The sequence below is a fragment of the Gemmatimonadota bacterium genome (assembly GCA_041390105.1).
Lineage (GTDB): Bacteria > Gemmatimonadota > Gemmatimonadetes > Longimicrobiales > Gaopeijiaceae > JAGQIF01.
Genome location: JAWKQO010000002.1, coordinates 906,352 through 928,534, shown reverse-complemented (window position 1 = coordinate 928,534; position 22,183 = coordinate 906,352). Strand labels below are relative to the sequence as shown.

The 22,183-nt window shown below is 67.2% G+C and carries 22 protein-coding genes; 12 read left to right on the top strand and 10 right to left on the bottom strand.

The annotated features are described in order from the left end of the window. Window positions 1–9: 9 nt before the first annotated feature. From R3E10_13130 to R3E10_13110, 5 genes are all read right to left on the bottom strand, one after another. Window positions 10–741: an N-formylglutamate amidohydrolase gene (locus R3E10_13130; protein ID MEZ4416684.1), complete on the bottom strand. Its 732-nt coding sequence runs from the start codon at window positions 739–741 to the stop codon at window positions 10–12. Window positions 742–755: 14 nt separating this feature from the next. Further along, the gene (locus R3E10_13125; GenBank protein ID MEZ4416683.1) at window positions 756–2,006 is read right to left on the bottom strand and encodes a glutamate-cysteine ligase family protein; all 1,251 of its coding nucleotides are present in this window, start codon (window positions 2,004–2,006) and stop codon (window positions 756–758) included. Further along, window positions 1,996–3,462 carry a RimK family protein gene (locus tag R3E10_13120; protein ID MEZ4416682.1) on the bottom strand — a complete coding sequence of 489 codons (1,467 nt, stop codon included), beginning with the start codon at window positions 3,460–3,462 and terminating at the stop codon, window positions 1,996–1,998. Before R3E10_13120 ends, R3E10_13125 begins: the two co-directional genes overlap by 11 nt. Next, on the bottom strand, window positions 3,459–4,235 hold the full coding sequence (locus tag R3E10_13115) for a peptidase-C39 like family protein (GenBank protein MEZ4416681.1): 777 nt from the start codon (window positions 4,233–4,235) through the stop codon (window positions 3,459–3,461). The genes R3E10_13120 and R3E10_13115 overlap by 4 nt, the downstream gene beginning before the upstream one ends. A 128-nt stretch (window positions 4,236–4,363) precedes the next feature. Then, the gene (locus tag R3E10_13110) at window positions 4,364–4,597 is read right to left on the bottom strand and encodes a hypothetical protein (protein MEZ4416680.1); all 234 of its coding nucleotides are present in this window, start codon (window positions 4,595–4,597) and stop codon (window positions 4,364–4,366) included. A gap of 343 nt (window positions 4,598–4,940) precedes the next feature. Here R3E10_13110 and R3E10_13105 point away from each other — a divergent pair, with 343 nt between their 5' ends. Then, the gene (locus R3E10_13105) at window positions 4,941–6,350 is read left to right on the top strand and encodes a sigma-54 dependent transcriptional regulator (protein MEZ4416679.1); all 1,410 of its coding nucleotides are present in this window, start codon (window positions 4,941–4,943) and stop codon (window positions 6,348–6,350) included. A gap of 91 nt (window positions 6,351–6,441) precedes the next feature. Further along, window positions 6,442–7,260: a biosynthetic peptidoglycan transglycosylase gene (locus R3E10_13100; protein ID MEZ4416678.1), complete on the top strand. Its 819-nt coding sequence runs from the start codon at window positions 6,442–6,444 to the stop codon at window positions 7,258–7,260. A 3-nt stretch (window positions 7,261–7,263) separates the two neighbouring features. Here the strand turns inward: R3E10_13100 and R3E10_13095 are convergent, their stop codons facing one another. Then, window positions 7,264–7,650, bottom strand: a complete 387-nt coding sequence (locus R3E10_13095; protein ID MEZ4416677.1) for a YkgJ family cysteine cluster protein — start codon at window positions 7,648–7,650, stop codon at window positions 7,264–7,266. A gap of 302 nt (window positions 7,651–7,952) precedes the next feature. Between R3E10_13095 and R3E10_13090 the strand changes: the two genes are divergently transcribed. Together R3E10_13090 and R3E10_13085 are read left to right on the top strand one after the other, a co-directional pair. Next, window positions 7,953–10,370 (top strand): choice-of-anchor B family protein, encoded by a 2,418-nt coding sequence (locus R3E10_13090; GenBank protein ID MEZ4416676.1) that lies wholly within the window; start codon window positions 7,953–7,955, stop codon window positions 10,368–10,370. Between the two features lie 395 nt (window positions 10,371–10,765). Then, window positions 10,766–11,323: an outer membrane beta-barrel protein gene (locus R3E10_13085; GenBank protein MEZ4416675.1), complete on the top strand. Its 558-nt coding sequence runs from the start codon at window positions 10,766–10,768 to the stop codon at window positions 11,321–11,323. Between the two features lie 279 nt (window positions 11,324–11,602). Here the strand turns inward: R3E10_13085 and R3E10_13080 are convergent, their stop codons facing one another. Together R3E10_13080 and R3E10_13075 are read right to left on the bottom strand one after the other, a co-directional pair. Then, window positions 11,603–12,001, bottom strand: a complete 399-nt coding sequence (locus R3E10_13080) for a DUF2188 domain-containing protein (GenBank protein MEZ4416674.1) — start codon at window positions 11,999–12,001, stop codon at window positions 11,603–11,605. A gap of 52 nt (window positions 12,002–12,053) precedes the next feature. Beyond that, the gene (locus tag R3E10_13075) at window positions 12,054–12,290 is read right to left on the bottom strand and encodes a hypothetical protein (GenBank protein ID MEZ4416673.1); all 237 of its coding nucleotides are present in this window, start codon (window positions 12,288–12,290) and stop codon (window positions 12,054–12,056) included. A 323-nt stretch (window positions 12,291–12,613) separates the two neighbouring features. Between R3E10_13075 and R3E10_13070 the strand changes: the two genes are divergently transcribed. The 8 genes from R3E10_13070 (at window position 12,614) to R3E10_13035 (ending at window position 20,603) form a co-directional block, all read left to right on the top strand. Beyond that, a complete protein-coding gene (locus tag R3E10_13070; GenBank protein MEZ4416672.1) occupies window positions 12,614–13,105 on the top strand; it encodes a ferritin-like domain-containing protein in 492 nt (163 codons plus the stop codon). A gap of 218 nt (window positions 13,106–13,323) precedes the next feature. Continuing rightward, window positions 13,324–15,315, top strand: coding sequence for an ATP-binding protein (locus tag R3E10_13065; GenBank protein ID MEZ4416671.1), 1,992 nt, complete (start codon window positions 13,324–13,326; stop codon window positions 15,313–15,315). Between the two features lie 230 nt (window positions 15,316–15,545). Beyond that, a complete protein-coding gene (locus tag R3E10_13060) occupies window positions 15,546–15,749 on the top strand; it encodes a CsbD family protein (protein MEZ4416670.1) in 204 nt (67 codons plus the stop codon). Window positions 15,750–15,942: 193 nt separating this feature from the next. Beyond that, window positions 15,943–17,277 carry a mechanosensitive ion channel gene (locus tag R3E10_13055; protein MEZ4416669.1) on the top strand — a complete coding sequence of 445 codons (1,335 nt, stop codon included), beginning with the start codon at window positions 15,943–15,945 and terminating at the stop codon, window positions 17,275–17,277. A 167-nt stretch (window positions 17,278–17,444) separates the two neighbouring features. Beyond that, the gene (locus R3E10_13050; protein MEZ4416668.1) at window positions 17,445–17,606 is read left to right on the top strand and encodes a DUF1328 domain-containing protein; all 162 of its coding nucleotides are present in this window, start codon (window positions 17,445–17,447) and stop codon (window positions 17,604–17,606) included. 24 nt (window positions 17,607–17,630) lie between these two features. Next, window positions 17,631–17,855 (top strand): DUF3185 domain-containing protein, encoded by a 225-nt coding sequence (locus tag R3E10_13045; GenBank protein MEZ4416667.1) that lies wholly within the window; start codon window positions 17,631–17,633, stop codon window positions 17,853–17,855. 121 nt (window positions 17,856–17,976) lie between these two features. Continuing rightward, entirely contained in the window at window positions 17,977–19,143 is a 1,167-nt protein-coding gene (locus R3E10_13040) for an AI-2E family transporter (protein MEZ4416666.1), read from the top strand. Between the two features lie 35 nt (window positions 19,144–19,178). Next, a complete protein-coding gene (locus tag R3E10_13035) occupies window positions 19,179–20,603 on the top strand; it encodes a DUF4403 family protein (GenBank protein ID MEZ4416665.1) in 1,425 nt (474 codons plus the stop codon). On the opposite strand, the gene R3E10_13030 is transcribed toward R3E10_13035, so the two are convergent. Together R3E10_13030 and R3E10_13025 are read right to left on the bottom strand one after the other, a co-directional pair. Then, entirely contained in the window at window positions 20,600–21,370 is a 771-nt protein-coding gene (locus tag R3E10_13030) for a HAMP domain-containing sensor histidine kinase (GenBank protein MEZ4416664.1), read from the bottom strand. The genes R3E10_13035 and R3E10_13030 overlap by 4 nt on opposite strands. Next, window positions 21,363–22,073 (bottom strand): hypothetical protein, encoded by a 711-nt coding sequence (locus R3E10_13025; protein ID MEZ4416663.1) that lies wholly within the window; start codon window positions 22,071–22,073, stop codon window positions 21,363–21,365. Before R3E10_13025 ends, R3E10_13030 begins: the two co-directional genes overlap by 8 nt. Between the last annotated feature and the right edge of the window lie 110 nt (window positions 22,074–22,183).

The following is a 22,183-nucleotide window of genomic DNA, read 5'->3' as shown; positions in this document are numbered from 1 at the left end:
GAAGCGAGGCTAGTAGCGGCCACCCTGTCGCGCCAGTTCCTGGCGCGAGTGCAGCACAGCGAGGCTCTCCACGAGCGCCGCGCGCACGGCCCCGTCCCATCGTCCGCCCCGCCAGAGCGCCTGATTCACCTCCAACTCGATCCCCAGATAGCGGGGCCCGAAGCGGCGGCGCAGCGTCGTGGTCAATCCGTCGGAGGCCCCGCGGTAGGGCTGGTTCCTCCGAACGCGCAGGTCCGAGCAACCGCGGAGCGCAGCAGCCCATCCAGAGGTCCACGCCCTCTCGGCCCGACGCGAAGGATCGTAGAGCAGACCCACCTCGAAGGCACGCTCCCGTCCGGCCAGCACGGGTGTGAACGTGTGCACCCCGATATGGACGACCCGCGGATGGGAGGTCAGCGCCTCGGCGACGCAGGTAGAAACGGCGGCCCGGTAGGGGCGGTAGAACTTCGCGAGGATGCGCTCCCGCGCCTCGTGCCCCAGTCCCCGGGTGTATTCCGAAAAGTGTCGAGGGTGACCTTCCGAGCGGTTCAGATCGACCAACAGCCGCGTGACCGTGGCGTGGAAGCCGGCATCCGCATACCGCCGCAGCAGCGTGCGGAACAGGGACAAGGCGCCCAGGTCCCACCCGCGGTGGCTCTCGAGCGCAGCGTGCGCCCCTCGAAAGCACTCTCGCCAACGGGGCGGGACTCGGTTCCCGCCGTGCTCGCAGGTGAAGAGCCAGAACGTACCTGCAGGGGACATTGTGCCCGTGGCGCTCAGGTCCGGGGTCGATCGGGCTCGAAGAGACGGTTCGCGCGCAGCGCCTCGCCCAACGAACGATAGACCGCGACGAGCTCCTCGCGCCCCCACGCCTCCCCCAACGCCCTGCGGATGCGCGTGGCCAGAGTACCTTGGGTCAAGATCCGCTCGATCCCGCGGCCGACCTCGGCCGTCAACCGCGCCCCCGCCTCGTCCGCCAGGTGCCCCCACAGCCGGATGAGGTCCACCTCCCCGCGACGCCAACCCACGGCGTGCAGCACCTCCGTGTCCCGCACGCGCGCCTGCTCACCGTCGCGAATCGCATCCAGCAGCACTGCGGCCAGTCGGTGCTCGTCCAGCGCCCGCACGGGCTCGTCGCCGAGCCAACGCCCGTCCACCAACAAACGCAGTACCTCGACGACCAGAGACACGATCGCCAGATCCGCGGCCGGACACTCCTGCAAATCCAGGAGGCGGATCTCGATGCTCCCTCGGTCGAAGCGGGCGATGGCGCCCCGGGAGTTGAGGAAGTGCCGGTCCAGCACCCGGTCCTGGTCATGAGGGGCCATCGCTTGCACGATCGGCTGGAAGATCACGCGGTCGTAGTCGCGCTGCGTGTAGACGCGCTCCGGAATGACGACCCCGGCCAAGGACGGCATGCGGACCTGGTTTCGGCGATACGCGTCCAGGCGCGCATCCGCGAGGCCCGTGTCCTTGCCATCGAGGATGGGGGTGCTGGCGGCCAGCCCCGGCAACAGTGGCAGCAACACGCGGATCGCCGCATGCAAACGACCGAACTCCTCGTCGTTCTTGAAGGGGAGGTTGAGGTGAGTGCTCTGTAGATTGGACCAACCGTGGCCTCTGCACCCGAAGACGCGGTCGTACAGCGCGTACACCTCGTTGTACTCGTGCGGCCACAGGCGCGTCTCGGTGGCCGGGTCCATGAATGGGTGGGCACCGGTGCCCAACAGCGTGGCGCTCAGCGGCTCGAGATAGCCGTGGACAGCCAGCACCTCCTCGTGGAAGCGGCGCGCCAGCGGCTCCAGGGACGGCGCTGGACCCGCCGTCTTCAGCTCGAGGACATGGCTGACGAGCTCGTTGGACCACTCCAGATCGTCGCGCTCCACGTCCGCGGAGATGCTTCCGGTCACGCGCTCGATGAGGTCATCCACGACGGGACGCACGCCGAGCGAGTCACGGTCCACGACCATGTACTCCAGCTCGACGCCGAAGCCATCGAAGAGCCCCAGCGCATGCTCAGCGTCCACGGATCTGGAACTTCCGCTCGAAGCGTTCCCGCAAGGTGAGCACGATGCGTCGGTAGAGCTCGTCTCCCAACACCTGGTCCTCGACACCGTGATCGATGTTGGGATTGTCGTTGACCTCGATCACCATGGGCTGCCCATCGAGCTCCTTCAGGTCCACCCCGTAGAGGCCATCCCCCATCAGCGCCGCCGCCTTCAGTGCAGTCGTGATCACCGCCTCGGGCGCGGCCGTCACGTCGAGCGTCTCCCAATCTCCTTCCACGTCCCGGCTGGTCTGGCTCTTCCAGTTGTAGATCTGCCAATGCCCAGAGGCCATGTAGTAGCGGCAGGCGAACAGCGGCTCCCCGTTGAGGACTCCCACTCTCCAGTCGAAAGGAGTGGGTGTGTACGCCTGTGCGATGATCAACTCCGACTGGGACAGCATGCGTTCCAGATCTCGATCCAAGCCCGCTTTGTCCTCGGCACGCGTGACGCCCAGAGAGAATGAGCCGTCCGGCACCTTGAGTACGCAGGGCAGTCCGATCTGTTCGCGCACCTGGTCCGCGTTCTCCTTGTGCACGATCATCGTCTTGGGGCTGGGGACCCCGGCGGCGTTCAGCGCTTCTGCCAGGAATACCTTGTTGGTACAGCGCAGGATGGAATCAGGGTCGTCGATGACCGGCATCCCCTCCGACTGGGCTCGTCGGGCGAAACGGTAGGTGTAGTGGTCCACCTCGGTGGTGGCCCGGATCAGAAGGGCGTCGAACTCGCCGATGCGGTCCGAGTCCTCACGCGTGATCAGTTCGGTACTGAAGCCGAGCGCCTCGCCCGCACCGAGGAAGCGATTCAACGCAGCACGGTCGGAGGGCGGCGCCTTCTCCTCGGGGTCGTGCAGGATGGCCAGGTCATAGATGAACTTGCTGGGACGGGGGCTGTGGTAGCGCCGCCGTCCCAGATACTGCGCGGTGGCGGTGCGCGCGAAATCGACATCCGCCTCCTCGATGTCTCCCAGCGCCAGGATGCGCACGTTCTGCAGCTCCCAGCGCGCATCCTTCTCGAAGCGCGCGCGCAGGAAGGGCGCCACGAAAAGGCGGTGGAGCTCGAGGGCCAGCTTCTCGTGGTCCTTGCGCGGGCTCTCTCCGAAATACACGTCCATCTCGAAGGTGTCACCGGGCACGTCCCGCAAGGAACGGCGCACGAGATCGTCCAGCTCCTCTGTGAGGATGCGGGTGACCGCCGGCGTCTTCAGATCCTGGATCGTCTTGACGCTGGGAATCACGCGCTGGCCCCGCGCCTCCGCCAGGAGGGAGACGTAATAGCCCTGAGAACCGTAGCGATACTCGCGACAGAGGTTGAAGACCCGGGCATCGCGCTGTCCCCACTGGGGGTCCAGCAGGTAGTCTCGGCCCGCGACGATCTCGCACCCCTCCACATCCAGGGTCCAGAGCTTCGGGTTGTTGACGACGACGATCTTCTTCATGGGGCCTCGGGCGGATCGGCCACACCGTGGACGAACGGCCCCCGCTGCGGGAAGTCCGGCAGCTCCCCTTTGGGCGCCACCACCATCAGGTTGCCATCGTAGGTGACCACTCCCAGCAGGATGGACCGGACGAGATGGGCGGGCTCCACCTCGTAGTAGTGATCCCCCGAGATCGGATTGGCCTGGTAGGGGTCGGCGATCAAGAACCGTCCCACTCGCGTGCCGCACAGCACCACGAAGTGCCCCTGCGGCGTGCCGCGCACGTCGTCATAGAGCATGCGGCCACCTTCCGCCTCCACCTCACGGGGTGTGCCGTACAGATACGTGGAGCTCAGGCCGCACAGGACGGGCAGTCCCATATCGAAGTACTCCTCGATCAAGCGAACCGTGAGCGGATCGAAGCGAAGCTCACCTCCCGCCTCGAGGAAACTGGCGTAGGCGCGCGTGCTCTCCCGGAGCCGTCGCTTGCGCTTGGCGGACAGCTGGGCCCGCAGCTTCTCCAGCAGTGTGCCTCGATCCAGACCCGCCCAGGACGGATCGAACACCCGCAGGTTGTATGAATACAGGCGGACATCGAACCCCCGGGCCAGAGCGTCCAGACCCAGGAAGACCGCGAGCGTGCCGCCTTCCTTCAACGAAGGGACGTCGCGGATCAGCTGAGGCAGGTCGAGATCCAGCCCGTGAAACGTATAGACCGCGTGCAGGCTGGTGGGACCGCAGGAGTAGTCGTCCGGCTGGGCCAGGATCGGCACACGCACGGTGGGGGCGGTCATGGTTCGGAGAGGGTTGGGGCAGGAGGCCGGTTGGGAGGTTCGGGGCCGCTATGAGACCCCTGGCGAGCCGGCCGGATCCCCGGGAGCGGGCCCCCGGCAGCGCCGGGGACCCTCCCGATCCGAGAGGCTTAGCGCTTGGGCGCGGCCTTCTTGCGGGACGCCTTCTTGGCGGCCTTCTTGGCCGTCTTCTTCGCAGGCGCCTTACGGGCAGTCTTCTTGGCCGCCTTCTTCACGGTCTTCTTGGCCGTCTTCTTCGCCGCAGCCTTGCGGGTGGTCTTCTTGGCAGCCTTCTTCGCGGCCTTCTTCTTGGTCGCCTTCTTCTTGGTCGCCTTCCTCTTGGCGGCCGCCTTCTTCATCGCCATTGATCTCTCTCCGGAGCACGCCCCGGGGGGCGCAAGTGATTGGCGGGAGCGCGTTTCGCTCCTTCGAGCCGGGCGGTGAGGCAAGGGACAGGCCAACTAAGAGTCAGATATCCGCAAAGTGTTTTGTATCAACGTGATACAGCGCAACATCCGGGAGTTGTTCGGGTGGTGTGGGTCGGCTTTTTCAGCATATGGTTGCTGATTTGCTCGATATGAGACATTTTTCGGCACGTGCATGCCGAATCGTGCAGGGCGCCAGGCGTGCCAGCGGCTCGATTGTCCTTGTAGGAGAGGAAGTTCCGCCGCCACACCCACTTTTCAGCACCGTGTTTCCGATAATTCGATGATCGCACGCATCCTCGTCTACACGAGAACGCCGACCCTCTCGGCACGGTTGACCTCCATCCTCGAGAGCAACACCGGCGATCGTGTCATCGCCGAAGCGCGCACCGTGCGACAGGTGTGGTCGAGTCTCAAGCGGGAGTCGTTCGACCTGCTGATCTGCACGGCAGCAGACTTACCCGAGCCCGTCACCGAGACCGTGAGCGCCCTCCGTGCGGCGCCCGACGCACCCGAGGTCGTGCTCCTCACGAATGAAGAAGACGCGGAGGAGCGCACGCGCCTGACGGCGGCGGGCGCGCTCGACGTGCTGGTGCGCCACCTGCCGGACCGGGCGCTGCGCGGAGCGTTCGACGCGCTGGTGCGCCGACGACGCGCCCAGCTGCAGCGGCGCACGGACGGTACCGAGCAGGAGTTCCGTTTCGGCGACTTCGCCTCTTCCAGCCCGGCCATGGAGGAGCTGCTCAGCCTGGCCGAACGCGTCGCCCGCTCGGACGCCTCCCTTCTGATCCTCGGCGAGACCGGAGTGGGCAAGGAGTGGCTGGCGCATGCCATCCACACGGAAAGCGCGCGCGCCGACGGCCCATTCGTGGCAGTCAACTGCTCCGCCCTTCCCGACACCCTCCTGGAGAGCGAGCTCTTCGGACACGTCGAAGGCGCCTTCACCGGCGCGGTTCGCTCCCGCCGCGGCTACTTCGAGCTGGCCCACGAAGGCACGCTCTTCCTCGACGAGATCGGCGACATGCCACTCGCACTCCAGACCAAGCTGCTGCGGGCGCTCCAGGAGCGGCGCATCCACCCGCTCGGCGGTGAGCGCTCCATCCCGGTCGATGTGCGCATCATGGCGGCAACCAACCGCAACCTCGAAGAGGCCATGGAGGCCGGCGACTTCCGTCCCGATCTGTATTTCCGCCTCGGAGTCGTCACGCTGACGGTGCCCCCCCTGCGCGAGCGCCGAGAAGACATCGAAGAGCTGGTCAACGCCTACTGCGAGCGCTTCTCCGACCAGTTCGGCCGGCACCTGACGGGTACCGACGCCGCCGCCATGGAGGCACTGGAGCGCTACACCTGGCCCGGGAACGTGCGCGAGCTCATCAACGTCATGGAGCGGGCGGTCCTGCTGGCGCCGGGCCCCAAGCTGTCGCTCGCCGACCTACCCGCGCAGATCTCCGGCGCGCTACCCCCCGAGATGCGAGGACCGGAGCCACCGCGCCTGGAAAGCCTGGTGCGGCAGCCCTTGGACGAGGCCCGCGATCGCCTGGTGTCCTGGTTGGAGAGCGCCTACCTGGAACGAGTACTGTCCGAGACGCGGGGCCGTGTGGGTCAGGCGGCGGAGCGCGCAGGCGTGAGTACGCGTACGTTGTACAACAAGATGCAGCAGTACGGCCTCGACAAGGCCGATTTCCGAGGCTGACATGAGACGGCGCCGCCGACCAGCTCGAAGCGGCACGCGGGATGCTGCCGACGGGACCTTCGGCATCCCGCTCCGAGTCGAATCGTCCGCCATGACCACGTCCCGAGCGTCGAAGTCCGGATCCGGAGGATCCCGCCTACGACGCGCCTGGCGCCGCATACCGCGGAGCCTGCGCATCGGCCTGCCCCTTCTGCTGGCGTTGGCCGCGCTGAGCCCCTACCCGGAGCTTCTGCGCTGGATGCGCCCGGGCCACACGTCGCTCATGCACCAGCGGATGCGCGAGGCGCGGGAGCATGACCAGGTCCTGAGCATCCAGCGTGAATGGCTCGACCTCGAGGATATCGACGCCACCCTCGTGCGCGCCGTGCTCATCGCGGAGGATCAGCGGTTCTTTCTACACGATGGAGTGGACTGGCTGGCGCTCGCCGAGGAGCTCCACTACCAGGGCGACGGTTCCTTCGAATGGTGGGACGTAGGAGACTGGGCGTCCGTCGCCCAGGCGCTGCGGTACTACCGGAGCCACGCAGACGAGGTGAAGGGGCGGAGCACCATCACCCAGCAGCTCGCCAAGAACCTGTACTTCGGTACGGAGCGGTCGCTCACCCGCAAGGTGCGTGAACTGGTGGTAGCCAAACGAATGGAGTGGTTCTTGCCCAAGGAGCGCATCCTGGAGCTCTACCTCAACGTCGTGGAGTTGGGCCCCGGTGTGTTCGGAGTGGAAGCCGCGGCACAAGCCTATTTCAGCCGCAGCGCCGCCGATCTATCGCGTGCGCAGGCGGCGTCCCTGGCCGCCACCCTCCCTCATCCCCTCACATCAAACCCCGACCACCGACCGAGTCGCATGGCCTGGAGACGCGATCTGATCCTCCGCCGGCTGGCCCGCGGCGAGGACGCACCCCGGCCGGAGTAGCCTTCAGTCCTCTGCCACGTACGCGGCGACCACGAGATCCGGATCGTCGAATCGGTTCCGTTCTGCGGACAGGAAATCGTAGTAGCCGCAACGCGCACTCCCAGGATACTGACGGCAGATGGTGGGACGCCCCTCGTAGATGCTGCATCCGCGGGTCTCGTCGTCGATGAACATGCAGATGGTCTCGAAGTACTCGTCGTCCTTGTGACGAAGGACACGCACGCCGTCCTTGGTGGTCTTGGTGAATCTGCGCTCCGCCTTCTTCTCGGTGATGCCGTGATGCTTGGCCAGGCGCTTGAGGTCCCGGTCCGTCACTGGAATCCATGCGTAGGAGCAGCAGTACGCGGGGCACTTGTTGCAGTTGTAGAGAACCTTGAGTGCCTTGCCCAAGAGACCGCCCTTTCGGTGAGGGGTGGGAGCGCCGAGGTCGGCAATCTACCCATCCCTCCCCTGACCGCCACCCAGGTGGTCCCCCTGCCCAGAAGCCCCGCCGCCGCTCCGCGGCGCGCCTCGCTCGCGATACGCACGGGGACCGGAAAGGCAGGGCAGGGCTGCCCGTATCCCCCCGTGGACCCGGGCCGCGGAACCCCGACCCCGGGGGGCTGGGGACCATCCAGGCGGTCTGGGGGGGTAGCAGTGTCCGGCCGGCGATCGGGCCCGGCCGCGATGAACGATCGGAGGAACGGACAACGATGGCTTCGACTCGCATGCTCCTGGTAGCGGCTCTGCTTGCAGTTCCGGCAGCCGTCCCCGCCCAGACGTACGTCTCCGCCCACCCGGCGCTGCCGGCGGCGGGCTTCGCATCCGCGATGGTGATGGACGGTTCGCTCCTGTACGTGGGCCGCACGGGCGCCGCTACTGGGATGCCCATCCCCCCCAGCCGGGCCGGGAGCGTCCACGTCTTCGAGCGCGGCGCGGCGGGCTTCCGCGAAATCGCCATGGTGGAGGGTTCGGACGCCGAGATCGGCGACGGATTCGGCACCGCCATCGCGGCGCACGGAGCGTGGCTTGCGGTGGGCGCACCCCAGCAGGGCGGCGGGTCCGTCTACATCTTCCAGCGCGCGGGGTCGGAGTGGCGTCAGGTGGCCAAGCTCGCGGCTCCGGCCGGTCCGGCGGACGCCGCCTTCGGCTCCGCGTTGGGCATCTCGGACGGCTTCCTCTTCGTCGGAGCGCCGCAGGCCACGCAGAAGGGCGTGGTCTACGCCTATGACGCGGCGGCCGGCTGGCGCCCGGCCGGAGAGCTCGCTCCCTCCGATCCGGCCGACTCGAGGCTGGGCCGTTCCATCTCGGTACAAGGCAATCAGGTCCTGGTGGGCGCCCCCGGCCCGGGCGGTTCGGTGGGTGGAGGCGGGATGCAGGGCCAACCCGGCCCCGGCGCCGCCTATCTGTTCGAGCGTGACGGGAGCGGATGGCGTGCGCTGACTCGTTTGGCGGCGCCCGCCGGAGCGCTGGCGATGGGGACCAAGGTCCACCTCGGTGAAGGATGGGCGCTGGCCTCGGCTCCGATCACGGGCAATGCCAACGGTGCGCTCTACGAGTTCACGCGCGGTGCGGATGGCACCTGGGCTGCTGGGACGCCCCTCAAGCCCGAGGCGCAGGGGCCCACGATCTTCGGAGCCGACTTCGTGGTGGCGGGTGAAGACCTTCTGGTGGGCGCGCCGATGGTGGGACAGTTCTCCGGTGTGGTCTACGTGTTCGGGCGACAAGCGGGCACCTGGACCCCCAAGCAGACCCTCACCGCCGAGACGCAGGGCATGGCCGGTTTTTTCGGAATGGCCGTGGCCGGCAGCGGCGACGTGGCCGTGCTGGGCGCCCCGGGCGACGACTTCTGGGAGGGCACCGGGTTCGTGTTCCGGCGAGGTGCGGACGGCACCTGGACCGAGACCTCGACGGTTACGGACGCAGGCTCGGGTCTGGAAGCGATCACGGGTGGGCAGGTCGACTGCTCCGCCGATGGAATGGCCGCCAGCTTCGGGTGTCAGGACGTCGATCTCGTCTCCTTCCTGCCCGCCAGCGCACTCGGCGCCGAGCGTGGCATCATGGTGAGCGACATCTGGGGTTGGACGGATTCCGAGTCCAACCGGGAGTACGCCCTCATCGGACGCTTCGACGGCACCTCGTTCGTGGACGTGACCGACCCGGCCCATCCGGTCTACCTCGGCAACCTTCCCCTTACCGAGGGTGCCACCAAGAACCTCTGGCGCGACATCAAGGTCTACAAGGATCACGCCTTCGTCGTGGCGGACGCCGCCGGAGAGCACGGCGTGCAGATCTTCGATCTGACACGGCTCCGGGATTTCAACGGGACGCCAGAGACGTTCAGCGAGGATGCCCACTATTCGGGGATCCACAGCGCCCACAACATCGTCATCAACGAAGAGACCGGCTTCGCCTACGCGGTGGGCAGCAGCATGGGCGGTGAGACCTGCGGCGGCGGCCTCCACATGATCGACATCCGCGACCCGCGCAACCCCATGTTCGCGGGCTGCTTCTCGGATCCGCTCACCGGGAACGCCAAGACAGGATACAGCCACGATGCCATGTGCACCGTCTATCACGGGCCGGACACCGAGCACCAGGACAAGGAGATCTGCTTCGGCGCCAACGAGACGGCGCTCTCCATCGCGGACGTGACGGACAAGGCCAATCCGGTGGCGCTTTCACGGGCGTCCTATCCCAACGTCGCGTATTCACACCAGGGGTGGATCTCGGACGACCACCGCTACTTCTTCCTGGACGACGAGCTCGATGAGCTGTCGGGCACGCAGGACCGGACCCGCACGTTGGTCTGGGACATCGCGGATCTGGACGACCCGGTCCTGCTCACCGAATACAAGGGTGAGACCGCCGCGTCCGATCACAACCTCTACGTCAAGGGCAACCTGATGTACGAGTCGAACTATGTGGCCGGCCTGCGGATCATCGACATCAGTGATCCGGCCAACCCGCGCGAGGTTGCCCATTTCGACACGGTGCCTTGGGGCGACGACGCCCCCGGGTTCGCGGGGTCGTGGAGCAACTATCCCTACTTCAAGAGCGGGAACATCATCGTCTCCAGCATGCGCGAAGGGCTGTTCGTGCTGCGCAAACGGGAGCGGCCGGTGTCCTGACGCTGCCGGCCCCCCCCTCGGTACGACAGAAGCAGCAGGGGCCGGAACCCAGCGGGTTCCGGCCCTTTGTGCATCCGCGCGGACGAATGGATCGAGGGCCTCGCGGCATTCACCGCGCGACCTGCGTTGGACGCCCGAGTCGTGTTTCAGCCGAAGGAACGCAGCACGATCCAGCGCACCCTCCGACCGGACGAGACGACGCCGGAGCGGATCGGCGCAGACGGCGTTTGACCAGGCGCAGCTTCGGCTTTCGCCGGTTTTCCACGCCCCGGGCGATGCGAGGTTCCTCGTTTCGCTACACTCGCTACGTCCGGCATTCCTCCTGCCCCTCGTTCGGGCTCGACGAACCGCACTCATCGCGTGCCGTCGATACCCGACGATCTCGGAGGAATTCGATGTCTAGATTCAGAATCGTGGTCTGCGCGGCGGCGTTCGCCGGAGCGCTCACCGCTCAGCCGGCCGCTGCGCAGGATCACCGCTGGTCCCTGGAGGGGCGGCTCGGCGCCACCCTCCCCACCGGAGACATCGGTGACAACGACGAGACCGCCGGACTGAGTGGCGCGGTCGACCTGCTCTATTCCGTCTCCAATGCAGCCAGCCTCTACGGCGGCGTGCGGGCCTACCGCTTCAATTGCGACGGCCCCGAGTGCGTGGACGATCGCAATGGCAAGGGGCTCGGCGCCGGCGTCAAGTTCGTCTTCGCCAGGGAAGCCCGGGCGCTTCCCTGGGTCCGTGGAGGTGTGATCTACGATCAGGCCGCGATCTCCGGCTCGGACTCGGATTGGGCGCCTGGCTTCGAGGTGGGGGCCGGCATCGATCTGGATCTCTCGCCGCGCTTCGCGCTGGTGCCGGCCGTACGCTACTACGGCTACCGGGCCGAGTTCGCTCAGCCGGAAGACGACGCGGACATGAGGTACTTCGTCATCGACCTGGGTGCCCACCTACACTTCTAGGTCGAAGCGAGCGTCACGAGTTCCGGGAGAAGCGGGCCGAAGCGGCACTCCTGCGTGCGGAGCTCGAGCGCGACTTGGCAGCGCTACACGGGAAGTTGGACACCGACCGTATCGGATAGCGACCCCCATCCGACGGCACGGGTCCAGATCGGGCCGGGCATGCGAATGCATGTCCGGTCCGATGTTCGTATGTGCAGCGCGCCCCGGTCGGGCCTGACGACGAGCGAAGGCCTTCGCGTCACGCGCCCCCGGGCGGGGCGCGCGCGCGAAGGTTGGGCGCTAGTAGGTATGGGTGCGTTGCACGCGTCCGTCCGTGCGGTGGATGATCAGCCGGCTGGGGTGTGCGGAGGCCGCGACGTCCCGTGCGGCGCGTAGCGCTTGGCGCTTGTTCCCGAACCGTTGGTCGTCGCCACCATCCCGCGTCAGGATCCATCCCCCCTCCGCATCTGCTTCGAGCCTGAACGTGGTTCCCGGCTCCGCACCGTTCGACCGCCGCTGCCGGAGTGCCCGGGCCGTCACGACTCCCGCGGCTCCCAGGGCCGCGATACCCGCCGCGGCCACCACCGCCTTGCCGGCTCCGTTCCGAGCGGCGGGTCGCAGCGCTTCTCCGGCCTTCGTGACTGTCTCGCCTGCCTGCTGCAGGTGCTTCTGGATCTTTCGTTTGGTACTCCGTTTCATGGTCCCTCCCACCGTTCGTCGTTGACGGGTCCGTGTTGTCTCCAAGACGGCGCTACGCCCTGTCGTCCACACCTGTCACTCCCTGTGCGCGGGCGCAGTGGGCACAGCAGTAGAAGCGGTGCTCGGCCTCCACGCCGTGGCCCACGATTCGGCACCCGCAGTGGCCGCAGGTGGGCGCCAGGGCATGGATCGCACACTCGAACGAGTCGAAGACGTGGGTGTCTCCGTTGTGGAGCGTCACCTCGAACGACTTGTCGTATGCGTTTCCGCAGATCTCGCACGTCGCCACATGCCCTCCTTGTCCGGCGAGGCGTCCAGGATTCCGCGACGGCATGGGGGCAACGAGCATGCCTTCGCTCTGACCCGCTGTGCCCCTGTACCTGGGTGGCTCGTGCGCCTCGGCTCCGCCCCGGCACTCACCGGTCGTGTTTCACTTCGGTCTCGAGCGCAACGCGCCGAGAGGGTCCGTCCCGTCCGATCCGCGGAAGGACGCGGTCCCGGATCGCCCTTCGGTGGCTCGTTGGAAGGGTGCTGCTCGGTACGGCGTTTGCCCCTCCGATGCCCGTCCCGTGGTATCCAATCACGAATCCCACTCGAACCGGCGAGGACCTGATGAACCTGACGTCACTCCGGAAGCTCTACATCCACGAGCTCAAGGATCTCTATAGCGCGGAGCACCAGATCCTGGACCACCTCCCCCAGATGGTGGCGGCAGCGCAGGACAAAGGACTACGACAGGCTCTGGAGGCCCATCACAAGCAGACCGAGCGTCAAGTGGCCCGGCTGGAGAAGATCTTCTCCGGGCTGGATGCCAAGCCAGGCGGGCAGAAGTGCAAGGGGATGGAAGGCCTTCTGAAGGAGGCCAAAGACGCCGTCACCGAGCGGGCCTCCGATGACGTCCGCGATGCTGCGATCGTAGCGGCTGCACAGCGCATCGAGCACTACGAGATGGCCGGCTACGGTGTGGCCCGGGCGTTCGCGGAAAAGCTGGGTGACTACAGGGCGGCCGATCTGCTCCAGGAGACGTTGAACGAGGAGGCATTGGCCGACCAGAAGCTCACGCGCTTGGCCGAGCGCCGCCTCAACTTCGAGGCGCTCGCCTGACGCCGTCCCGAACCGACCCGAATGGACCCGGCCGGGACCTCGCTGCTGCGTGGCATCGGGTCCGGCCGGGTTCCTGCGCGTCAAGGCCCACTCGGAACGTCGGGCCAGGTTGGCCCAGGCGCGTCAGACGGCACATCTTTCGGATCGGATTCGAAGGCGGTGGCGCGTGCCGACGGCGCGCGGCCCACGGATGTCGCTCACCGCGGAGTGGGAACCTCGTGCCGGAACGACGCTGGACCTGGTGGGACTGGGACCCTGTCCGCGACGAGCGGTCTTGGGACGACAACGTCCGTGGTCTCCTGGGGAATCCAGACTGGCCCTTGCAGGGGCCATCCGACACCTGGTGGGCGCGGGTCCACGAGGAGGACCGGGAGCGGATCCGGTCGGTGGTGGCCACATCCCTGCGCGTGGGTGGCCAGTGGTCCCTCACCTACCGCTTGTCACGGGCCGACGGCACCTGGCTCACCGTGCGGGATCGAGGCTGGATCGTGCCTCACGACGTGAGCCAGCTACGTGGGCACGGCTCCGTGATCGAGGTGTCCCACGCGCGCCCATCCGCCGACCCGGATCATCCGCCCCTGGAGACCGAGACCCAGTTTCGCGACTTCGTCGACTGGCTTCCGCAGCTCGCCTGGTCCGCCACGCCCGACGGCTGGATCGACTGGTACAACCGGCGCTGGTTCGAGTACACGGGAACCACCCTCGAGTCGATGGAGGGATGGGGATGGGTCTCGGTCCACGATCCCGCCGACCTTCCGAGAGTGCTGGCCAACTATCGCGAGGCTTTCCGCAGCGGAGCGCTGTGGGAGGATGAGTTCCGCCTCCGGCGCGGTAGCGACGGAGCAATGCGCTGGCACCTGTCGCGAGCCATGCCGCTGCGCGACGCCAGGGGCAGGATCGTGCGCTGGTTCGGCACCAACACGGACGTCCACGATCAGAAGCTGGCGGCCGAGGCGTTCTCCCGCATGCTGATCGCGGAGAAGCAGGCCCGCCGTGCAGCACAGGAAGCCAATCAGGCAAAGGACGAGTTTCTCGCCGTCATCTCCCATGAGTTGCGGACGCCTCTCACGGCAATGTTGGGTTGGACGCAGCTCCTCACGTTGGTCCCGGGCGCGTTGGAGGATCCCGTTCGCGTCAAGGAATCCGTGGCACGCATCGAGGCCAACGCGGTTCAACAGGCCAAGCTGGTGGACGACCTGTTGGATCTCTCGCGGGTGCTGGCCGGGAAGTTGGAGATCCCGCTCGAGCCCGTCGACCTCAGCGCACTCGTCGCCACCGCCCTCAGCGACCTGCGAAGGTCCGCCGCGGAGAAAGCGATCCACATCGAGAGCAGCCACCCCCCCCGTCTCCTGGTGCGGGGTCAAGCGGCGCGACTCCGTCAGATCCTCAACAACCTGGTGGAGAACGCCATCAAGTTCAGTCCAGAAGGCGGGCGGATCGAGGTGCGTGTGGAGCGCGTCTCGGATGCCCGGGTGGCCCTCGTGGTCCAGGATTGGGGAGAGGGAATCGGGCCAGAGCTACTTCCTCACGTGTTCGAGCGGTTCCGGCAGAGCGACAGCTCGCACCGACGTCGGCACATGGGGCTCGGCCTCGGGCTCTCCATCGTCAAGCATCTGGTCGAGGCCCATGGAGGCACCGTGCGCGCGGAGAGCGCGGGGCCGGGAACCGGGGCGTGCTTCACGGTCGTGCTCCCGATGGCAGACTCGCTCGCCAGGCCCGAGGCGGCCCTGGACCCTGAACGCACCACCATCACGCCGCTCATCGGGATCTCGATCCTCCTGGTGGACGACGAATTGAGTACGCGCGACGTCGTGGGCGAGATCCTGTTGGCTGCCGGCGCGACCGTCACGCGCACGGGATCGGCGCAGGAGGCGCTCCGGGCCCTGAGACGCGGCCTGCCTGACGTCTTGATCAGCGATATCGCGATGCCCGACCTGGACGGATATGGGCTGATCGAGCGGGTGCGCGGCCTCCCTGATGACGAGGCGGCCGCCCTCCCCTGCATCGCGCTCACGGCTCACGCCAGCGAGGACGATCAGGAGCGCGCGCTCAGTAGTGGTTTCGACCACTATCTCAGCAAGCCCATCGACGCCATCGCGCTCACGCACTTGGTGGCGAGAGCTGTGCGGGCCAGCTACGAAGCCCGGCGTGCGCAGCCCATCGTGCCGGGCGGTAGCACGGACCGGAGCGCTCCGTCGGATCAACCCTGATCGTTCGGTACGCCCCCTCGGCGAAACACGATCCACGCAGGCTTGCGGCCGCCACATGTTGCTGAAGCGGAGCGTTCTCCTCCGCAAATGGCTCCATCACCTGGATGCTCGACGATCACGGTCTCCGCGAGTCGCGCGGAATGGACGTTGCTAGTGCTCCTCAGCGCACACGTCTTCGCAGGAACGGACGACGCATGCGACGAGAACGAGCGACTGAGGAGAGGATGTACATGAACTGGGATCAGATCGAAGGCAACTGGAAGCAGTTCCGGGGCCGAGTGCAGGAGAAGTGGGGCGAGCTCACGAACGATGACCTCGACCGCATCGACGGACAGCGAGACCGCCTGGAAGGCCTTCTACAGGAGCGCTATGGGAAGGCGAAGCAGGAGGTCCAGGAGGAGGTCGAGGCCTGGATGAAATACCACCGCACCTGAACCTCAACCGGCAGAGCGGCGACGGGGAGTCCGGAATCCGGACTCCCCGTTCTGCGTCCTACATATCTCCAGTTTGCGATGAAGCACACGTACGCCTCGTGATGTGGGTGCAGGCGCGTTCGTGAGAGGACCGGCGAGAGCCGTCGTGTTTCATCCCCGATCAAGCCGCACGAATCCGGAGGCGACCTTCGACATGCAGCGCTTCATACTGTTCTTCATTCTGGCGGCCGCGACCGTCCCCGACGCTGTGCACGGGCAGGATGGAGCCGCGACCGGCACCACAGACTCCACGCTGACGGCGCCCGCGTCGGTCCCGCGCCAACGTGCCGAGCGCGACGAAGCCATTCGCGGCGAGCTGCAGGCACTCTTCGACCGGATCGCGATGCTCGAGCGAGTCCGAGCCCGTGTGGACGCCGGCGTGGTCACGCTCACCGGTACGGTCGTGGACGGCGAGGCACGGGAGCAGGCCGCCGAGCTGGCTCGCGACCTGGACGACGTTCGCTTCGTCGACAATCGCATCGAGCAGAGCAATTCGGTGAACGAGCGACTCACCCCGACCTGGACCCGCCTCCGAGACTTTGCACAGGAATCATTGGCGCGCCTTCCCCTGTTGCTGGTCGCCGCAGCGGTCGTCCTGCTGGCCGCGCTGCTCGGGTGGCTGGCGCGTCGCTGGCGGGCACCGGCGACCCTGGTGTCGCGAAACCCCTTCCTGCAGGGCCTGCTGCAGCGGCTGCTGCAGGCCTGTTTTCTGTTGGGGGGTATCCTGTTGGCGCTCGATCTGCTCGATGCCACCGCCCTCGTGGGCGCCGTGGCCGGAACGGCGGGGCTGGCGGGACTCGCCTTGTCCTTCGCCTTCAAGGACATCGGTGAGAACTACCTCTCGGGAATCCTGCTCAGTCTGCGTCCCCCCTTTGCCAAGAACGACCACATCGTGCTGGAGTCCCACGAAGGCAAAGTCATCCGCCTGACGTGGAGGGACACCATCCTGATGACCCTCGACGGAAACCACGTGCGTGTCCCCAACGCACGTGTCTTCGGCAGCACACTCCTGAACTACACACGCAATCCGAACCGGCGCTTCGAATTCGACTTCGGGGTGGGACCCGCCAACGATCTGGCCCGAGCTCAAGCGCTGGGGATCGAGACCTTGCGCTCCATGAGCAGCGTGCTGGGCGACCCCCCGCCGCAGAGCCGCGTGATCGACGTCGGCGACTCCACCGTGCTGGTGCGCTGGCTGGCCTGGGTGGACCAGCGCGCCACCGACTTCGGGCGGGCGCGTAGCGAGGCGGTCCGCCTGGTGAAGCTACGCCTCGAGGGGGCCGGGATCTCGCTTCCCTCCCCCGAATACCTGGTTCGCCTGCGACGCGACCCGTCGGAGTCGCCGCTGCCCTCCCCTGCCGGAGCCGGCTCACACCGGCAAGGAGATACCTCGGTGGATCGAGCGGTCGAGGCGCAGATCGAGGCGGAGCGACGTCACAGCCCTGAGGACGACCTCCTCTCGCCCGTCGTGCGCGACTTTCAGAGCTGAAACACGAGTCGGACCGGGCCGCCGTTGGACCAGGCCCTTTAAGTGTAGGTGCTATATAGCGTTACACCATTCGAGTTGTCGGGCACGCGCACTGCACTCCAGCCAGGGCAGAACTCGCTCTCCCGACGGTCGGGTGGAGCTTCACGCATCGAAACAGGAGCGCTCCCATGGCGAGCATGGCCTTGACCCTCTTCGTCATCGCGATCATCGCAGCAATCCTCGGGTTCGGCGGCATCGCGGGTACGGCCGCCGGCCTCGCCAAGATCGCGTTCTTCGTATTCCTCGTCCTCGCCCTCCTCTCCTTCGTGACTGGCCGGCGCACGGTCTGACCCACCAGCAACCGGAGAGACACGATGAACGGCAAGGTGATCCTGGGAGTCGCGCTGCTCGCTCTGGCGGCGATCTCCTTCGTGATCGGAGGAATCCCCTTCACTCGTGAGGAGACGGTCCTGGACATCGGCCCCATCGAAGCGACGGCGGAAACCACGGACCACGTCCCACTTCCGCCGATCGTCGGGGGAATCGCACTGGTCGGAGGCCTGATCCTCCTGGTCGGCGGCGCCCGCCAGAAGGCCTGATGCAACTGCGAGCAAGGCTGCAGGCGCGTGGTCGGGGGACTCGTGTCCTGTGGTCGACTCCCCGTCCCGATCTTCGGATCGCGGGCGGGGAGAGTTCGTTCCCCTATGGAGGGCTTCTCGCGTGAGCTCCGAAGGCAGCGCTCACGGCCGCCGTGAAGCGTTACCCTCGCAGGGTGTACCGCTGGGTGGAGCCGTCCCCGCGGAGCCGTCCCCGGATCTGGGCAAGCTCTTGGCGTTCATGCGCGGACCGATCGACGTACGCTCGCTCGCCATCAGCGGCCTTCTGGCCCTGGCGGTGCTCTACTCCGTGTACGTGGCGCGCGAAGTCCTCATGCCCATCACGCTGGCCTTCCTGCTCAGCTTCATGCTCGCGCCAGCGGTCGCGGCACTCCGCCGGCTGGGGCTCCCCCAGGGCCTCGCGGCGGGCGTTCTTCTGCTGACGCTTCTCCTGGCGTGCGGCTACGGTGTGGTCAGGCTCTCCGCACCGACCATGGAGTGGCTGGGGCGGGCGCCGGAAAGCCTCTCCGAAGTCGAACGGCGGCTGCGGACGGTCACGCAGAGGATGGAGCGTCTTGCGGAGGCCACCGAGACGGTTGAAGAACTGACCCACCCGGGAAATGACGCTCAACCCCGTGTCCAGGTGAGCCCTCAGCCCGGGTTGGGAGCCCGTATCTACTCCGGAACACGCGCGGCCATGGTCGGAGGCACGATCACGCTCGTGCTTGTCTACTTTCTGCTCGCCTCCGGTGACCTCTTCCTTCGCAAGTTGGTGCGGGTGCTTCCCCGATTGGGAGACAAGCGACGGGCCGTGGAGATCGCACGGGCCACCCAGAGCCATGTCTCCTACTACCTGTTCACGATCAGCTTGATCAACCTGGGGCTGGCGGTGGTGCAGACGCTGGCCATGTGGGCCCTGGTCGTGCCCAACCCACTGCTCTGGGGCGTCATGGCAGGGTTCCTCAACTACATCCCGTACGTTGGGCCCATCCTCGGAACCACGGTCGTCTCGTTCGTGGGGTTGTTCTCGTTCGATGCGTTATCGAAGGCCCTCCTCGTTCCGGCGGCCTATCTGGGGATCAGCATCGTGGAAGGCAACTTCGTGACACCGGTCCTCCTCGGCCGCACCCTCACGCTGAATCCTGTGGTGATCTTCATCTGGGTCCTCTTCTGGAGCTGGCTCTGGGGGATCGTGGGCGCCCTGGTGGCTGTACCCCTGCTCGCCACCGTCAAGATCGTCTGCGACCATTCGGAGGTGCTCTCGCCCATCGGCGAGTTTCTCGGCCAGTGACGGTGCGGGCGCGCGATTCGAACTGGCTTCGGCGCTTGGGTCGCCGCCGAGCCTGGCTGCTCGCGGCGGGGCTGGCGGGAGCGGCGCTGCTGTCATTGCCTGGCTCTCGCACCTCTCTCCGTGCGCCGCAGCCCGTGCTGCAAGACGACGGCGAGTGGGTACCCGAGCTTCCTTCCTCGGTGCTGGAGGTGCCGGTCGTCTACGACCTCACACCGGTGGTCGACAAGCTCGAGTCGGTTGTGCCCAAGCGGTATGGCTCCTTGGAGGAGCGGCTTCCCCTGGACGATCACGACGGAGCCAGCGTGGCGTTCGAGCTCACCCGCTCGCCACTGGAAGCGCGCCTGACCGGGACGAGGGCGCACGTGGGCGCGCTCATTCACTACCGCGGCCGCGCCTGGTACGACCCACCGCTCCTGCCCGAGGTCAGCGCCTCCTGCGGCACCGGCGAGAATGAGGCCCCCCCACGGGTCTGGATCGCCCTTTCCGCGTCGCTGTCGCTCACCGAAGACTGGACGCTCTCGGCCCGGCCGACGGTAGAGGACGTGCGCGGAGCGACCGACCTGGATCGAGATCGCTGCCGCATCACCCCCTTGAGGATCGACGTCACGGACAGGGTGCTGGCAGCCGCAGAGGGCCTGATCACCGATAGCTTGCCAGCGATCGCGCGCGAGCTGGCCGACATCGACGTACGCAGCAAGTTCGAGCGTTGGTGGCGGACCCTGAGCGAACCGATCGAGCTGGGAGACGACTTCTGGCTCGTGATGGACCCCCGTGCGGTTCGGAGGGGGCTGATCACGGGTGACAGCCTCACCCTTGTCGCAACCGTAGCGCTGGTGGCGCGGCCTCACATCGTGATGGGCCCCCGGCCGGCGGGCACGGACCGGCCTCTTCCACCCCTGGACAGCGCCGAGGTCGACGGTGGTCTGACGGTACGGGCCATTGCGCGCGGTGACTACCGTGTCGGCAGTCGCAAGCTCACTGAGGAGCTGGCCGGCGTCGAGCTCGAAGACGCGGGCCGCCTCCTCCGCATTCGTTCGATCTCCGTCTCCGGCATCGGAGGGGGGCGCGTGGCGCTGGCGGTCGACCTCGAGGGAGCGGTCCGCGGGCGCGTGTTCCTCGTGGGACGGCCTGTGTTCGATCCCGAGTCCATGGAGGTGCGCGTCCCCGACCTCGAGTTCGACGTCGCCACGCGGGACCTGCTCGTGGGAAGCCTCGAATGGCTGGCCAAGCCCGCACTCGTGGAGATCTTGCGAGCCCGCGGGCGCTGGCAGGTGGACGACCTGGTGGACTTCGCGCGGGACCAACTCGATCGCGGGCTCAACCACCGCCTGGGAGACGACGCTTGGTTGCGGGGAGGAGTCGACGACGTCGCTATTCTCGGTGTCTACGCCACCCGTGCGAACCTCTTCGTGCACGTCGCAGCCCGCGCCCACGCCACTCTGCTGGTGGATGAGCCCTAGCGGTCGGGACCGACGTCAGCCACATCCTCATTTCGCGGCAAGAGCACGCGGAAGGCCGGCTGCCCGCCTGGGAAGTGCACTACTTCGACCGATCCTGACTGCACCGTGAGGATGCGGTTGGCCAGCGCCATCGATGCCTCACCACAGGTGCTGTGGCCACCGCTCCGACGCCAGCTCCACCGGAACAGGGCGTCGACATCCTGCGGTGTGTAGGGCCTGCCTCCATGCCGGATCTCGAGCTCGACGGCGGAGTGGCGCTCGTGGAGGGTGAGGGACACGGACCCACGGGGAGGGGTCTGGAGCACGGCGTGTCGGAGCAAGGCTTCGAGCGCTCGACGGGTTTGCTGGGCATCCACGCGCAGCTCGCGTTCAGGTTCCCCGCCGAGCGGGGGATGGATCATGACTCCACAGTCCCCAGCGAGCCATCCAACATCGGAGACGAGCGCCGCCAGAAGCTCAGAGGCTGCCACAGCCATCGGTCGCAGCCTGAACGACCCCGCTTCGATGCGCGAGAGATCGAGCACGTCGTCCAGCAGCCGTGCCATTCGCCGGGCCGCCCTATCCATGAGCGCCAACTGACGCTCGCGCTGGGACGATGCGAGCGCTCGCTCTTGAAGCAACGTCGCGGACGCTGTGATGGCGCCCAGAGGGCTGCGCAGGTCGTGTGCGACCACCTCGAGCAGCTCCTCACGCAGGCGAGCGGTTTCGTAAGACTCGCCGCTTCCCGCGTGAGGCGCTGCTCCGGTCGCAGACGTCCGGTCACGCATCGCGTAGCGGGGCGTCCAATCGCACCGTGACCGTGCTGCCCTGGGGCAGGACCGCATGTCCGTCTCGTGTGCTCAGTGCAACGATCGTCCCGGCCACCGCGCCGACTCCGGCTCCCTTGAGCGTAGACTCCGTGTCCTTGCCCAGAACCTGGCCCAGAATCGCGCCCGCGGCAGCGCCGACCGCAATCTTCCCTGCGGTCTCCACGCTCGAGTCCCGACTGCCCGCGTCGACCGCAACCTCGGTGGCGGTGGCCGCGATCGGGCGCGAGGCACCGCCAATCTCGATCCCCTCGAGAGCAATGGCCAACACCGCAGGATCGTCCGCGCTGGTGCTCTCGTGGGCCTCCGTCACACGGCCCCACGCCACTGCCCCCGCCGGAACCTGCACAACCCCATTCGGCCCCTGCACCGGCTCCTGCACCGTCATGCGGAAGCGCTGACCCGTCGCGTGACTTTCGGTTGAGACTCGTTCATCGACCCTGAGGCGGATCGACGTCCCCGCCGTCAGCAGCGTACGTGGAGGGGCCGACTCGGGTGCAGACGCGGACTCCCGCTGGTCCTGCAGGCTGTCGGTCACGTCCGACGCCCCAGCCGGATCGTCGTTCCGGGTCCCAGCCTCATGTGCGTCGGCATTCCCGCAGGCGGCCGCCGCCAGTAGGAGGGCCGCGAGGGCCGCGCGGTGGGTCAGGGGGCGCTTGTCCATGGCGTTCGTCTCCATATCGGGTTCAGGGATCCGAGCTGTCGGATCCGCGCTGGCCCCAGCGAAGGGCAGGAGGCGTGCCCCAACCCGTGCCCATCGCACCCCCAGCGAGG

What these genes read in the sequence shown, in the direction of transcription:
- R3E10_13110 (MEZ4416680.1), bottom strand. Translation starts at nt 4,597, where the DNA reads ATGGCGATGAAGAAGGCGGCCGCCAAGAGGAAGGCGACCAAGAAGAAG.
- R3E10_13030 (MEZ4416664.1), bottom strand. Translation starts at nt 21,370, where the DNA reads ATGCGTGACCGGACGTCTGCGACCGGAGCAGCGCCTCACGCGGGAAGC.
- R3E10_13105 (MEZ4416679.1), top strand. Translation starts at nt 4,941, where the DNA reads ATGATCGCACGCATCCTCGTCTACACGAGAACGCCGACCCTCTCGGCA.
- R3E10_13070 (MEZ4416672.1), top strand. Translation starts at nt 12,614, where the DNA reads ATGAACCTGACGTCACTCCGGAAGCTCTACATCCACGAGCTCAAGGAT.
- R3E10_13130 (MEZ4416684.1), bottom strand. Translation starts at nt 741, where the DNA reads ATGTCCCCTGCAGGTACGTTCTGGCTCTTCACCTGCGAGCACGGCGGG.
- R3E10_13080 (MEZ4416674.1), bottom strand. Translation starts at nt 12,001, where the DNA reads ATGAAACGGAGTACCAAACGAAAGATCCAGAAGCACCTGCAGCAGGCA.
- R3E10_13045 (MEZ4416667.1), top strand. Translation starts at nt 17,631, where the DNA reads ATGAACGGCAAGGTGATCCTGGGAGTCGCGCTGCTCGCTCTGGCGGCG.
- R3E10_13120 (MEZ4416682.1), bottom strand. Translation starts at nt 3,462, where the DNA reads ATGAAGAAGATCGTCGTCGTCAACAACCCGAAGCTCTGGACCCTGGAT.
- R3E10_13060 (MEZ4416670.1), top strand. Translation starts at nt 15,546, where the DNA reads ATGAACTGGGATCAGATCGAAGGCAACTGGAAGCAGTTCCGGGGCCGA.
- R3E10_13055 (MEZ4416669.1), top strand. Translation starts at nt 15,943, where the DNA reads ATGCAGCGCTTCATACTGTTCTTCATTCTGGCGGCCGCGACCGTCCCC.
- R3E10_13050 (MEZ4416668.1), top strand. Translation starts at nt 17,445, where the DNA reads ATGGCGAGCATGGCCTTGACCCTCTTCGTCATCGCGATCATCGCAGCA.
- R3E10_13115 (MEZ4416681.1), bottom strand. Translation starts at nt 4,235, where the DNA reads ATGACCGCCCCCACCGTGCGTGTGCCGATCCTGGCCCAGCCGGACGAC.
- R3E10_13100 (MEZ4416678.1), top strand. Translation starts at nt 6,442, where the DNA reads ATGACCACGTCCCGAGCGTCGAAGTCCGGATCCGGAGGATCCCGCCTA.
- R3E10_13090 (MEZ4416676.1), top strand. Translation starts at nt 7,953, where the DNA reads ATGGCTTCGACTCGCATGCTCCTGGTAGCGGCTCTGCTTGCAGTTCCG.
- R3E10_13025 (MEZ4416663.1), bottom strand. Translation starts at nt 22,073, where the DNA reads ATGGACAAGCGCCCCCTGACCCACCGCGCGGCCCTCGCGGCCCTCCTA.
- R3E10_13085 (MEZ4416675.1), top strand. Translation starts at nt 10,766, where the DNA reads ATGTCTAGATTCAGAATCGTGGTCTGCGCGGCGGCGTTCGCCGGAGCG.